The sequence below is a fragment of the Paraburkholderia sp. BGA-UO-ETr-F12 genome, from assembly GCF_059567945.1.
Map to the genome: position 1 here is coordinate 67,620 of NZ_JCAQOZ010000056.1, position 12,901 is coordinate 80,520.

Sequence of the window (12,901 nt, forward strand, 5' to 3'; positions counted from 1 at the left end):
GCCTGTCGCATGCACATGAGAGGAGACGAGTATGAATCTGCATGTCACGGAAACGAGCAAGGAAGATGGCGTGGCGATTGTGCGTTTGAGCCGCCCCGGTCGCGGCAATTCCTGGACCAAACGCATGAACGAGGAGTATCGCTGGCTGATGGCGAGTCACGACGCGGATCCGGAGGTGCGGGTCATCGTCGTGACGGGCGCCGGGCGGCAGTTTTGCGTCGGCGCCGATTTCAAGGCGCTCGATCACTACGTCGACGCAAAACAGGATTATGTGGAAAGCACCAACGCACAGGCGTTGCCACAACCGGGACATGGTGTGCGTGAGGAATTCGATCACGAGATGGTCTGGCACTGGGGTTTGCAAAAGCCTGTGATCGCTGCGATCAACGGCGCCTGCGCGGGCATTGCCGTTGCACTCGCGTCGTTCTGCGACCTGCGCTATGCCGTGAGCGGCGCCAAGCTGACCACCTCGACGCCGCGCCTGGGCCTGCCGGCCGAATACGGGCTCGCGTGGATACTGCCGCGCATCGTCGGTCTGACGCATGCCATGGATATTCTGATCTCCGGCCGCGTGCTGGTTGCCGAGGAAGCGGACCGGATGGGCTGGCTGAACGGCGTGTTCGAAGCGGAAACATTCGAATCGCGGATCATGCAGATCGCCAAAGACCTTGCGAAGACCACCTCGCCGATCGCGGTCAAAACCGCCAAGCGGCAGGTCTATGCCGAGTTGCTGAGCGCCAACGTGGGCGCTGCTGTGGAAGATTCGAAGCGGCTGATCGGCGAACTGATGAAGGCGCCCGACTATCAGGAAGGCGTCAAGTCGATGCAGGAAAAACGCGCGCCGGCGTTCGCTGCGTTGGCGGCGCCGTGAACCGCGCAGTCGGCTGTACGCTGAAACGGGACACACGTGATGCGGACCGCCAGTCTGCATCGACGTCGGGCAGGAAGGAGAAACGGGATGCAAGCTGAGTTGAAACTTGAAGAGTCATATTGGCCAGCGGACCGCGCTCCGGATCTGTGGGAAACCACGCTCGGCGACGTGTTGCGTGACGCCGCACGGCAGGTGCCCGATCGAATTGCGTTCGTGGAAGGCAACGCCGCCACGAAGGCCACGCGCCGCTGGACCTACCGCGAACTGTTGAGTGCCGCCGAACGGGTGGCGTTTGCCTTGCTGAAACGCTTCGCTCCCGGCGACAGAGTGGCGGTGTGGTCGCCCAATTCCGCCGAATGGATTCTGTTGCAGCATGGCGCGAGTCTCGCGGGTCTGGTGCTCGTGACGGTCAACCCCGCCTATCTCGCCGATGAAGTCCGCCATGTTTTGCGCAGTGCCCGAGCAGCGGGGATATTTTTCACGGCGGCGTATCGCAACACCGATCAACGTGCGATCGTCGACGCGATTGCTCCGAGCTTGCCGCATCTGCGCGAGACGGTCTGCTTCGACGACTGGGCGCGATTCTGCGAGGCTGGCGACACGCCGGTTGAATTGCCGCGCGTGCAAGCCACCGATATGGTGCAGATTCAGTTCACGTCCGGTACCACCGGTTTTCCGAAGGGGGCGTGCCTGCACCATCGCGGCCTGGTCAACGCATCACGCTTCGCATCGTTGCGCGCGAACTTTCCGGAAGGCGGCGTGTGGATCAGCGCAATGCCGCTCTTTCACGTCGGCGGCTGCGCGGGGAGTCAGTTGGGCGCGTTCACGCGGCTGGGCACGTTCGTGATGCTCACGCAGTTCGACGCTGCCTTCATGCTCGACCTGATCGCCGCGGAGCGGGGCAATCACATTCATGCGGTGCCCACCATGGTGATCGCGTTGATGGAGCACCCGAGCCGGCCGCGACTGGATCTGACGAGTCTGAAGATGATCATGAGCGGCGGCACGCCCGTGCCCGCGCCGCTGGTGGTCAAAGTCATGCAGACTTTCGATTGCCGCTTCACGATCACGTTTGGGCAAACGGAACTGAACGGCGTCATCTGCCAGACCTTTCCGGACGACACACCGGAGCGCCAGGCCGAAACCATTGGACGTCCCGCGCCGCAGATGGAAGTGAAGATTGCCGACCCGCAAACCGGCGCCACTCTGCCGCTCGGCCAGACGGGCGAAATCTGGGCACGCGGTTATCAATCCATGCTCGGCTATTTCGACATGCACGAAGCGTCGAAAAGCACGCTTCGCGAGGACGGCTGGCTGCGCACCGGCGACCAGGCACGAATGGACGAGCACGGCTATCTGCGCATCACCGGGCGTTTGAAGGATTCGATCATCCGCGGCGGCGAGAACATCTACCCGAAAGAGATCGAAGACGTGCTGTGGACCCACGCGGCCGTTGCACAGGTCGCGGTGGTCGGAGCGCCGGATGCGAAGTGGGGCGAAATCGTGGCTGCGGTGGTTCGCTTCAAAGCCGACGCACCGAAGCCGGCCGCCGACGACCTGCACGCCTTCTGCCGCGCGCGGCTCGCAGCGTACAAGACGCCGGCGTTGTGGTTCTTCGTCGACGAGTTTCCCGCAACGTCGTCGGGGAAGATCCAGAAGTACAGGTTGCGTGAGCAGATCGCGGCGGGCGAGTTGATCAGCGAGCCACGCGTCGCCTCGCAAAGCGCAGTCCCGCCTGTCGCGAAGACGTCGATCGCATAGAGACTCAAAGCCGCGTGCGAAAGCTCGCGATACAAAACGGAGCGGTCACGCCGCCGCTCACAGGAGACAGGCATGATGTCATTCAATGACGCCTTGCGCGACAAGCAGACTTTCCTTCGCGAAGGCGAGAAACGACTACTGATCGACGGTCAGCATGTGTGCGCAGCCTCCGGGCAGACGTTCACGTCGATCAATCCGGCTACGGGGCGCGTGATCGCGACCGTGTCCGATGGCGACGCGGTCGATATCGATCGCGCTGTCGCCTCGGCGCGCAAGGCTTTCGAAGGGCCGTGGAGCCGTTTCAAGCCGGCCGGGCGCCAGGCGCTGCTGCTGCGCCTCGCCGATGTCCTCGACGAACATTACGAAGAACTGGCGTCGCTGGATACGCTTGATATGGGCGCACCTTTGCTGCGCACGCGTGCTTCGCGCGAGCGTGCCGTCGGTCTGATTCGTTATTACGCCGGTCTTGCGATGAGCATTCATGGCGAGACAATTCCGAATTCGGTTCCAGGCGATATCTTTTCGTACACGGTGAAGGAGCCGGTCGGTGTGGTCGGCGCCATTACGCCCTGGAATGGACCACTGACCCTGGCGTTGTGGAAGATCGGCCCGGCGTTGGCCACCGGCTGCACGGTGGTGCTGAAACCCGCTGAGCAGTCACCGCTGTCGTCGTTGCGGTTAGGAGAACTCTGCCTCGAAGCGGGCTTGCCGCCGGGCGTGCTGAACGTGGTCACCGGACGTGGTAACGCGGGCGCGGCATTGGCCGCGCACCATGACGTCGACAAGATCGCCTTCACCGGATCCACCCACGTCGGGCAGAAGATCATCGAGGCGTCGGCCGGCAACATCAAGCGTCTATCGCTCGAATTGGGTGGTAAATCGCCTCACATCATTTTCGCCGACGCCGATCTCGACGCCGCGGTGCCGGCTGCCGCGATGGCGGTATTCGCCAACTCCGGGCAGATCTGCAGCGCCGGCACGCGGCTGTTCGTGCAGGAGGCGGTGTACGACGAGTTCGTCGAAAAGGTCGCGGCGTTCGGCAATGCATTGCGCGTTGGCGATCCCGCCGACCCCGGCACGCAGCTCGGGCCGCTCGTGTCCGAGCAACAATTGGCGCGCGTCGCCGGCTATTTGCGCGCCGGTCAGGATGAAGGCGCGACGCTGCTCGGCGGAGGCCTGCCGGCTGGCCAGTCCGAATTGAGCAACGGATTCTTCGTGCGCCCCACGGTGTTCGCCAACGTGCGCGACGAGATGCGCATCGCGAAAGAGGAAATCTTCGGTCCGGTGATTTCCGCGCTGCGTTTCAGCGACGCGGCCGACGTGATCGCGCGTGCCAACACCTCGGACTTCGGCCTCGGCGGCGGCGTGTGGACCCGCAGCCTCGCCACGGCGCAGCAGGTCACACGTGGCCTGCGCACGGGTTCCGTGTGGGTCAATTGCTATCAGGCGATGGATCCAGCGGTGCCGTTCGGCGGTTACAAGATGAGCGGTTACGGCCGCGAGTCTGGACGCGAACACGTCGAGGAGTTCCTCAATACCAAGGCGGTGTGGATCAATGCATAGCCATGGATGCCATGCGCTCGTGCACCTGCCCCGACCAGCCAACCGCTCGAACCCGAAGTGCGCGATTTCCGCAGCGTTACCGCGCGCGCATGTGAAAGGAGTGCCACATGCCTGCAACGTCTTTCTCTGAGCATTTCGACTACATCATCGTCGGCGGCGGATCGGCCGGCTGCGTACTGGCGAGCCGCCTGTCAGCGAAGGCCGCCAACCGCGTGCTTCTCTGCGAGGCGGGCGCCGACATTTCGCTCGACAACGTACCGCCCGCGATCCTCGACAGCTATCCGGGCACCGCTTATCTGAATCCCGACTACGTCTGGCCGGAGTTGCAAGCGACGACTGTGCGGATCAACGGCGTAGCGGGGCGCGCACGCAAGTATGAACAGGCACGCATTCTCGGCGGCGGTTCGTCGATCAACGGCCAGTTCTTGAATCGTGGGGCGCCGTCCGATTACGACGCCTGGGAGGCGCACGGCGCGCGGGGCTGGAATTGGCAATCCGTGCTGCCATTCTTCAAGCGAATGGAAACGGATATTGACTTTCATGATGCGCTGCACGGCACGGATGGGCCGATACGTGTGCGGCGCATTTTCCCCGAGCAATGGTGCGGCCATGCGCGAGCTGTCGCCGCGGCACTCGAGGCGCAAGGTTATGACTATCTGCCGGATCAGAACGGCGACTTCCGCGACGGCTATTTCCCGATTGCGATTTCCAATTTCAACGAGCAGCGCGTGTCGGTCGCGACGACTTACCTGGACGCGGCGACGCGCAGTCGGCCGAACCTGACGATCAGAACCGGCACCGAAGTATCGAGCCTGATCTTCGATGGCACGCGTTGCACCGGCGTCGTGATTCAGGAAGGCGACAAGGGCAAACGCGTGGGCGGCGGCGAGATCATCGTCTCGTCGGGCGCAATCGGTTCGCCGGCGTTGCTGCTGCGCTCCGGGATCGGTCCGGTCGCGCATCTGCGCGATCTCGGCGTCGATATAGTGGCGGCGCTGCCGGGTGTCGGGCAGAACCTGATGGAACATCCGTCGATCGCACTGGCGTCGTTCATCGACGACGGCGCGCGCATCAACGATGTGACGCGCCACCATATCCGCATCGGAGCGCGCTATTCGTCGATGATCGGCGGTGCGCCGCAAGGCGATATGCTGATTCTCGGCGTCACGAAAACATCGTGGCACGCGGTGGGCCGCCGCATCGGCACCTTGCTTAACTACGTCAACAACCCGTTCTCGAAGCGAGGCGAGGTTACGCTGCAGTCGCGCGACTGGCGTGTTCGACCCAACGTCGCATTGAATCTGCTGGACGACGAACGCGATCTGGACCGGCTCGTCGACGGTTTCCAGCGCATGGCCTTGTTGCAGGCGAGTGCGAGCATGCAGGCCGTGACCAAAGATCCTTTTCCCGCCAGTTACAGTGAGAAGGTGCGGCAGGTAGCGATGCTGAGCGCGAAGAACAGATTCATCACGGATGTACTGGCGAAACTGCTCGACGGTCCGGCACCCTTGCGCAGCTTCCTGATGCGGCGTGTCGTGGCCGGCGGTCCGACGCTGGACGAATTGCTCGGAGACGATACTGCATTGCGCGCTTTCATTCGGAGCGCGTGCGTTGGTGTATGGCATGCCTCGTGTACTTGCCGCATGGGTGGCACCGACGATCCACTGGCCGTGACGGACGAGTTTGCGCGGGTGCGTGGTGTGCAGGGATTGCGAGTTGTCGACGCGTCGATCTTTCCGGTCGTTCCGGGTGCCAACACGAACGCACCCACCATCATGGTGGCGGAGAAGATCGCCGACGGGTTGTTGTCGGCGCAGCGGGACGGCGGAGTGATCACTAATAGAACGATGGCGCGGTTGTGAGGCCTGTGGCTTCGCCCTGGTTTGTCCGGCCGATGCTCAATTGTCTGTCACGCAACCTGAGTGCACGTAAACGCCACCGCCGTTGGCGTAATGGTGCGGAGGGCGCCCCCTTTGTCGTGCTGCAGCCGTTTGCCCGTTACGGCCGTCGTGGTCATGTCAACGTCGGTGGCCGAATTTTTACATGACGGCTTTCGCGCGACGGAAGCTGTCAGGGAATGTAACGTTGCTCCCTGAGATCGGTCAGCATCTCGATGTACATTTCCTCTGAATCGATGCAATCATGGAAGCCATGTTTGCGCGCCTTTATCGTGCTGGAGATGTTGTCAAAGGTCGTTTTGAAAATCATGTCGCCAAATTTCCACGATACGATTTGGTCATACGGGTAGTCTCGAAGGTTGTGCTTCTCGACCAGCCTGTTCCACAGTTCTGCCTTGTCGGCCATCATCTGCTGTAACGACATGGGGAACGGCTCACCGACCGGCGCATTGAAAAACCCCGCCAGACGCGGCCAGACGCGAGACCATCTGAAGTAATCGCCGTTCGTGATGTTGTAAATCTCGCCTCGGCATGCGTCGGTCTCGCCTGCCCAATCGACGGCGCTCGCGAGAATTCGAGTATCGGTGATCTGGTAGAGCGCGTCGTAAGCGGCGCGCGGGCCGGGAAAAGACATTGGAACGCCCAGAGCCTTCGCTAAGGTGCCATAGACGGCAATCACCATCAGCAGATTCATGGGATTGCCCACCGCCACCCCTGCGACGCCCTCGGGGCGAAATGCAGTCCAGGACCACGATTTGCCGACTGAACGTTCCCGAAGGAAATCCTCCTGGTCGTAGTAGAAGTTCGGTGGCATATGGCGCGGGTCGCTCTCCTTCGCGGGCGACGGAATCGGGCCAATATGCACGCCGTATGCCTTGCCTCCCTGCATCAGCGTGACGTGCTGCAGCTTCGGAGCGTACTTCTCCATGACCTCAACCGTGTTCTTCAGCATCCGCAGATTCACTGCGACCAGTTCCGCAGGCGTTGGCTTCTCCTGGTAGGCTGCGAACACGAGATGCGTCGCTTCCGGTACTTGTGCAAGTAGCGCTTCGCAGGACTCTCTGTCCAGCAAGTCGACGGCCAAATGCCTGGCGCGGGTCGGGAAATCAGGTGCGCGTCGGGAAACGGCGACCAGATCGACTCCCCTGGTTTCATAGTGTGCGAGTACTCCGCGTCCGATAACTCCAACCGCGCCTGCTACGACTACTGTTTTCATGTTCGTCTGCTCTCCAGAGTTTCGTAACGAGAATGTTCAGTCAATCGCGACTTCATGTCTGCTACTTCCCAGTCCCGCGAAGCGGCATCGATAGAAAGCGCCGTTCGTCGCTTGCCAGCACCATGCCGGCTTAGGTTGACATGACGAAGTCAGGCAGAACGAACTCACCGATCTCCTCAATGACCTCCCCTGCGGGGCGTTGGCCGTATTTCAAATTGACGATTACATGGTTAACGCCGACCTCCTGCAAGCTGTGCAGCAGCGCGATCAGGTGATGTCGTCCCAGTTGGTAGCCCAGGTGGATCGGCCGCGGTGGTGTCTGCGGGTTAGCTGTCAGGTCGATGTATAGCGACTGGGTGAAGGGTTTGAACAGTTCACCACATTCGGCACGAACCGCCGTGCGCCAGCGCTCGACAATCAACTGCTGAGCCTTCGGCGCACGCGGATAGGTGATCCAGCCATGACTGCAGCGGGCGATCCACTCCAGCGTCTGGCGGCTATGGCCGGTGACGAAGAAAGGAATTTCCGCCGTGGTCGGTTTGGGAATCAGATCTGCCCCCTCAAGTCTGCCGCCGGACCAGGTCAAAGGCACGAAACTGGTGAGCTGAACCTTGCGAAATACCTCGAGATATTCGCGGAACAGGCTGCCGCGCTGCTCCGGGTCCACACCGAATGCTGGAAACTCTACTGGCCGGTCGCCGGAAGCCACGCCGAGTAGCAGGCGGCCACCACTGAGCTGATCGACACTGGTTGCGGCCTTGGCGGTGTGTAGGGGATTACGGATTGGCAGGATGACCGACGCGGTACCCAGCGCAATCGAGCGAGTGTGTGCCGCCATAAAACCCAGGTAGACCCACGGATCGAAGACTTGGCCCGAATCACCGAAGCTGGGGTCGCGTAACGGCACGTCGCGAAACCAGAGAGCAGAGAAACCCAGCTTTTCGGCACGGTGGGCCAGGCTCACCTGGTCGAGCATACTCGGGGTGTCGCCGGTGAAGGCTTCGAGGGGAAAGAAAAGACCCAGGCTCAGGCGGCCTTGCCGGTAGGTGCGCTGAAAGCCAGGTTGTTGCTGATAGGGAATGGAATTTGGAGTAAACATGCTCTGGCCTGCATATTTCAACACATAGATTTCTGAGGGCTGAAAAAACGCCAGCGAGCACGTATCTGATCAGCGCTTTCAAAGGGGCTACCCGATGTTTCCAGGGCAGAACGTTCGGCATCGCATTTGTGCACTTCGTCGGTCACCGCGTCGGCTTCGAGTTCCGACGCCCGCAGAGTCAGCACGGCCTGACGGCCGAGCAGCAGGACGGACTCCAAGGTTTCCTCGCACCATGTAATCGACATCGTGTTTGACCGACTCCAGCGCGTGTTCACGGTCAAAGCGCGCACCAGCGATTTCACCTGCGGGAAGTAGCGCCGCGTACAAATAGACGATTTTGGCGAGCTAACGCCATCAGATCAGGATACCTTAATGGGCGGCGAGAACCACATTCCGGGCGGTAGGCATGGTGGTATTTTTGAGGTGCAGAGTGGCGACTGGCGAACGGTCCGTCCAGACTCTTCAGCTTGCTCACCGCGAACTCTCAATTCGGTCAGTCCGACACGCTAACCGGTCCGTTGATCGCTATTTGCACTACAACCCTTCGGGCGACGGGATTAAGTTTAGAGCGAGGAGGGCGGCGTTTCTTTCTAGTTTCTGTCAAAACGTGTCGAAATCTTGCTTCATCTCGCGTTATCCGAATGACTGAATCGGCAAGAGGGACGGACTTCGCGGGAACGCTGCGCGATGTCGCTCACGACCTCGTACTCCCTTCATTGGCAAAAGCCTCCTCCACAGCATCCGGAGGGCTGACTCGATTATTCGCTAACTCTGTGTCACTGCCTGCGCTATAACATATTTGAAGGGGCGAACGCTACATGCCGAGCGGTCACAACGTCCGTTGACATTGCCAATTCGGACGCCGACTCGCACCTTGGACTCCCAACCAGGCGCGCTGCACTCAGCACCCTCCCAATCCCCTGGAAATATAGGCTCGGGCAATCTGGCCCGAAGATCCCAAGCAGGTTTCGCACGTTCGAAAATCTTGTTGGATTTCGATCTCGAGATACGCGAGTAACGCCGCGGCTCACTTTTCGCGACGGTTCAGTCGTGCGTTCTCTTGTGGGGAGTCGCTCCCCAGCTAAGCCGGAGTTGCTGGTGCGACCCGTTGACTACGAAGAGGTGATGAAATGAAGGTGCAACCGTCCGCGGTCGTTGCGATATTTTTGCTCACGGCGGCTGGTGCTGCCGACGCTTAAGGAATGCAACCGTCGGGCAATGTCGATCAGTCATCCGGGCAGCAGCCAATGAATGCAACGCAGCCCGCGAGGCCGATGGACCGCGACAATGTCTGGGACTACGGCGCCCAGCCCGGCGGACGGAATGGTTATGGCAAAACCCGGGGAGCTCAACCGTGCGTGATCGGGCTGTCGTGCGATATTTATCAGGGTAGCTAACCTGCTTGGCTAACGGTAGGTCATCTCCTCGCCCAGGGCCGGTGTCCGTGAGACCGCGGCTTTCTGCGATGGAGCAGGGTTTTCATGCGGTGGTGTCGCTTCGATGATGCGGTTGAGAGGCTGGTGGCTCAGTACGGAGGACAACACGTCATGGTCACGAGGCGGCAGCAGCGCAGAATCTGGTCGGGCATTCTCGATCTGCTGCGATCGAAAACGCCAACCGATCACCCGTCTGTTCTGTCGCAGGGACTTCTACGCCGGACAGCGCCGACGCGCGACGCAGAGCGTCGGTCCGGGCTGCATCCTCACAGCCGAAACCAACTGGTGGTCGTTCTCGACCGGCCGGACCAGAACGCCATTACCGTTTCCTGGCGTGATCCGCAGGGGTGCTGTTACGCAGAGCAGATGTGGCGACTGAGGCATGCACCACATAAGGGGACGTGCGTGCTCAGCGGGCGCGCAATCGCCGCCGGGACACCCGTGTTCATGCCGTTTTCGCGTCCCCGCCCCGCCAACGCAGGCGAGATGATCCTTCCCGCCGCACTGTCTCGGGAAGACGCTGCACTCAGTGATCCCACACGTCCGACGTTTGCCATGCGTGGCGGAGATACTTGAAGCATCTACCGGTTCCCACGCGCTCGAATGCTATCGAAGTGCAGGTGAAAGATGACCTGGCCACTCGGGTTCCCGGACAACAAGCAGCATATTCAAGCTGACTACGATCCGATGCGATCGGCTGATGCCGAGACACTCCAGCCGTCGCATCCCGACGACGTCAACTGCAGCTTCGGAAAGTTGCTATTGATGGCTCGCCCAAAATGGGCATTGATATCGCCCCTCGTTTCGCCGACGACCGCGACCTTTTTCGGTATCGGTAGTGCCTCGGACGCGAACATTCTCCACCTCCAGGGTGCCAATCTCACCCATCCGTCGATCGAAAGCCTGCGCGACGTGCGCATCGCGCTCAATACACGCGACCTGCGCAGACTCTCAGGGCAGTTTCCCGGAGAGTCGCCAGTCGTGTTGAACCGCTCCTGCATGGCAGAACCTCGTATTGTCGAAGTGGGTCCGCCAGGCGTCCGACGCGAGGAGGGAGATCGCCTTGGGAAATTCCGGCGGCGATCGATTCGGGGAATGTCGGTCTGCAATGATCGGGCGGTTGTCTCGCCCAGGTAACGGGTCGGCATCCGCGCCGACGCTGCGTATGGAGGCGCAATGCGGTTTCATGGCATTATCCTGTGCACCTTCACACCACTGCGGGAGCGCACGTCATGGCGACTTATATTGTCTTCACAAGGGAAAGCACGCAGGATCAGGCTGAGCTCGACGTCTACCAAAGCAAGGTTGGCGAGACCTTCAAAGGTCATCCTGTCAAGATTCTCGCTGCCTACGGACCTCAGCAGGTCCTGGAGGGCGACGCGCCAGAGGGCGTCGTGATCGTGGAGTTTCCGTCGACAGCTGCCGCGCGTGCGTGGTACGACAGCCCGGCGTATCAGGAGGTTGTGCAGCACCGATTCAGGGGCGCGCGCTATCGCGCAGTTCTCGTCGAAGGCGTCTGACAAAATACGTTTGAGCGACGCACGCCCTGCCGCCGTTTAGCGCGTGCGTCGCAAGTCTCAGGGCCGGGATTTGTTCAAGTGAATAATGACCGCCCCTCTGTCACTTCCGGTTGCATGAAACCGCTGCGCGGGCGGCCCGCTGTCCTTTTCGCTGCCCGCGTCGGAGGGTACGAATGCGTCTTCAGAACATCGTGCGAAGTCCGATTGCCACGCCTACCTGATTGGTCCGGCCGATGGTGTTGGTCGGAACGCCCTCGCCGTTGACCCCGCCGGGGTAGTCGGCGGAGAAGGCGCCTGTGCCGCGCGCGAAGTCCGTGATCCCGTAGACTTCCGTGCGCTTCGTGAACGAGTATTCGGCGAGAACGGTGGCCGATTGGTTCACCCCCCTCCCGAGCGTGCCGTCGAGCAGCTCAGCATTGCGCGTCTGCCCGTAGTAGTAGGCGAACGTGAACAGCAGTGCAGGCATGGCGTGCCAGTTCGCACCGACGTAATAAGTGTCGTCGATACGGTTCGGACTGCCACCTTTCAGTGTTGGCGCGCCAGATTGCTGCATGTAGCTGTCGGTCAAACCCGTCTTGTCCTGTCCCCGCAGCCAACCGGCCAGGAGGCGGATGTCGTGGGTGATCTGAAACGCGCCGCTGATGTGCAGGAAGTTGGTCTTGGCGCCATTGATTGAACTGCCGACACTGGTGCCAACCGAAGAGCCAGTCGCAGATGTCGGAACGGAGACCTGCTGGAAGCCCGCGTTGAGCATGGCGGGGCCGTACGTGTACGTCAGTTCCACGGCATAGGTGGCGCCGAGACCGACCGCGCCGGCCTGGTTGCCAAAGCCGTAAAGGGCATTGACATCCAGGCCATCGAAGCTGCCCTTGTACTTGACCGAGTTGTTCACTTCGAGGTAAGGGCCGATGCCGTTATACATCCAGCTGTTTTGCCAATAGTTGCCAACGGTCAGCGGGTCGAAGATGTCGCCCAAGGTGTCATAGGCCGGCGCATATTGCCTGCCAAAAGTCAGCGAGCCCCACGTCTTGTTCGACAGACCCACGAAAGCTTGTCGACTGAACAGGGTGCCGGGGACGTGTAGTTGCCCATTAAAAGCTTCGAAGCCGTTTTCAAGGCGGAAGATTGCGGACCAGCCATCGCCCAGATCCTCGCTGCCCCTCAGGCCCCAGCGGCTGTGGGTTTCCGGCCCGGATGTCATGGCGACCTGGTCTTTGTCACCGGGGCCGGCATTCGTCTGATACCGGACGGCTTCATCGACAATGCCGTATAGCGTGACCGAGCTTTGCGCAAATACCGACGATGCCGCGGCAGCGAAAAGCGCGCCAGTAGCCGCGGAAATAAGTATCTTGTTCATTAGCAATCCACAGTAATTGGTAAGTGACCGGGAAAGTTTTTCAACGCTCGAACAATAGAACCGTGAACGAAGCGTAGTCTGTCATTTCGTGGAAGCACAGATACCAATTGCGGAGTGTTGTTTATTTGCTGTGTCGGCATGTGGGTTGCGCCCGCCTCTCGTGGCGGTATTTTTGGTGGC

Annotated in this window: 11 protein-coding genes; 7 read left to right on the top strand and 4 right to left on the bottom strand. The window is 60.9% G+C overall.

Annotated features, from left to right (window positions below; genetic code table 11):
* Positions 1 to 31: 31 nt before the first annotated feature.
* The 4 genes from AC57B6_RS24325 to AC57B6_RS24340 all read left to right on the top strand — a co-directional run bounded on the left by AC57B6_RS24325 (position 32) and on the right by AC57B6_RS24340 (position 6,057).
* A complete protein-coding gene (locus AC57B6_RS24325) occupies positions 32 to 871 on the top strand; it encodes an enoyl-CoA hydratase-related protein (protein WP_028194277.1) in 840 nt (279 codons plus the stop codon).
* A gap of 87 nt (positions 872 to 958) precedes the next feature.
* A complete protein-coding gene (locus AC57B6_RS24330; RefSeq protein ID WP_496422250.1) occupies positions 959 to 2,632 on the top strand; it encodes an AMP-binding protein in 1,674 nt (557 codons plus the stop codon).
* Positions 2,633 to 2,704: 72 nt separating this feature from the next.
* Complete coding sequence (locus AC57B6_RS24335; RefSeq protein WP_178370465.1) at positions 2,705 to 4,195, top strand: aldehyde dehydrogenase family protein; 1,491 nt, start codon at positions 2,705 to 2,707, stop codon at positions 4,193 to 4,195.
* A gap of 107 nt (positions 4,196 to 4,302) precedes the next feature.
* A complete protein-coding gene (locus AC57B6_RS24340; RefSeq protein ID WP_496422251.1) occupies positions 4,303 to 6,057 on the top strand; it encodes a GMC family oxidoreductase in 1,755 nt (584 codons plus the stop codon).
* 208 nt (positions 6,058 to 6,265) lie between these two features.
* Here AC57B6_RS24340 and AC57B6_RS24345 read toward each other — a convergent pair whose 3' ends face one another.
* The 3 genes from AC57B6_RS24345 to AC57B6_RS24355 form a co-directional block, all read right to left on the bottom strand.
* A complete protein-coding gene (locus tag AC57B6_RS24345) occupies positions 6,266 to 7,309 on the bottom strand; it encodes an SDR family oxidoreductase (protein WP_406868924.1) in 1,044 nt (347 codons plus the stop codon).
* Between the two features lie 130 nt (positions 7,310 to 7,439).
* Positions 7,440 to 8,408, bottom strand: coding sequence for an LLM class oxidoreductase (locus AC57B6_RS24350; protein WP_028194272.1), 969 nt, complete (start codon positions 8,406 to 8,408; stop codon positions 7,440 to 7,442).
* Between the two features lie 17 nt (positions 8,409 to 8,425).
* Positions 8,426 to 8,653, bottom strand: coding sequence for a hypothetical protein (locus tag AC57B6_RS24355; protein ID WP_496422252.1), 228 nt, complete (start codon positions 8,651 to 8,653; stop codon positions 8,426 to 8,428).
* Between the two features lie 1,302 nt (positions 8,654 to 9,955).
* On the opposite strand from AC57B6_RS24355, the gene AC57B6_RS24360 reads away from it, so the two are divergent.
* From AC57B6_RS24360 to AC57B6_RS24370, 3 genes are all read left to right on the top strand, one after another.
* The gene (locus tag AC57B6_RS24360) at positions 9,956 to 10,420 is read left to right on the top strand and encodes a DUF3331 domain-containing protein (protein ID WP_496422442.1); all 465 of its coding nucleotides are present in this window, start codon (positions 9,956 to 9,958) and stop codon (positions 10,418 to 10,420) included.
* Positions 10,421 to 10,471: 51 nt separating this feature from the next.
* Positions 10,472 to 10,981 (top strand): hypothetical protein, encoded by a 510-nt coding sequence (locus AC57B6_RS24365; protein WP_496422253.1) that lies wholly within the window; start codon positions 10,472 to 10,474, stop codon positions 10,979 to 10,981.
* 95 nt (positions 10,982 to 11,076) lie between these two features.
* The gene (locus AC57B6_RS24370) at positions 11,077 to 11,364 is read left to right on the top strand and encodes a DUF1330 domain-containing protein (protein WP_496422254.1); all 288 of its coding nucleotides are present in this window, start codon (positions 11,077 to 11,079) and stop codon (positions 11,362 to 11,364) included.
* Positions 11,365 to 11,545: 181 nt separating this feature from the next.
* On the opposite strand, the gene AC57B6_RS24375 is transcribed toward AC57B6_RS24370, so the two are convergent.
* On the bottom strand, positions 11,546 to 12,721 hold the full coding sequence (locus AC57B6_RS24375) for a porin (RefSeq protein WP_496422255.1): 1,176 nt from the start codon (positions 12,719 to 12,721) through the stop codon (positions 11,546 to 11,548).
* Between the last annotated feature and the right edge of the window lie 180 nt (positions 12,722 to 12,901).

Excerpts from the sequence above, each read along its gene's own strand:
- AC57B6_RS24350 (WP_028194272.1), bottom strand. The coding sequence starts at position 8,408 with ATGTTTACTCCAAATTCCATTCCCTATCAGCAACAACCTGGCTTTCAG.
- AC57B6_RS24325 (WP_028194277.1), top strand. The coding sequence starts at position 32 with ATGAATCTGCATGTCACGGAAACGAGCAAGGAAGATGGCGTGGCGATT.
- AC57B6_RS24355 (WP_496422252.1), bottom strand. The coding sequence starts at position 8,653 with ATGTCGATTACATGGTGCGAGGAAACCTTGGAGTCCGTCCTGCTGCTC.
- AC57B6_RS24345 (WP_406868924.1), bottom strand. The coding sequence starts at position 7,309 with ATGAAAACAGTAGTCGTAGCAGGCGCGGTTGGAGTTATCGGACGCGGA.
- AC57B6_RS24340 (WP_496422251.1), top strand. The coding sequence starts at position 4,303 with ATGCCTGCAACGTCTTTCTCTGAGCATTTCGACTACATCATCGTCGGC.
- AC57B6_RS24365 (WP_496422253.1), top strand. The coding sequence starts at position 10,472 with ATGACCTGGCCACTCGGGTTCCCGGACAACAAGCAGCATATTCAAGCT.
- AC57B6_RS24330 (WP_496422250.1), top strand. The coding sequence starts at position 959 with ATGCAAGCTGAGTTGAAACTTGAAGAGTCATATTGGCCAGCGGACCGC.
- AC57B6_RS24335 (WP_178370465.1), top strand. The coding sequence starts at position 2,705 with ATGATGTCATTCAATGACGCCTTGCGCGACAAGCAGACTTTCCTTCGC.
- AC57B6_RS24360 (WP_496422442.1), top strand. The coding sequence starts at position 9,956 with ATGGTCACGAGGCGGCAGCAGCGCAGAATCTGGTCGGGCATTCTCGAT.
- AC57B6_RS24375 (WP_496422255.1), bottom strand. The coding sequence starts at position 12,721 with ATGAACAAGATACTTATTTCCGCGGCTACTGGCGCGCTTTTCGCTGCC.
- AC57B6_RS24370 (WP_496422254.1), top strand. The coding sequence starts at position 11,077 with ATGGCGACTTATATTGTCTTCACAAGGGAAAGCACGCAGGATCAGGCT.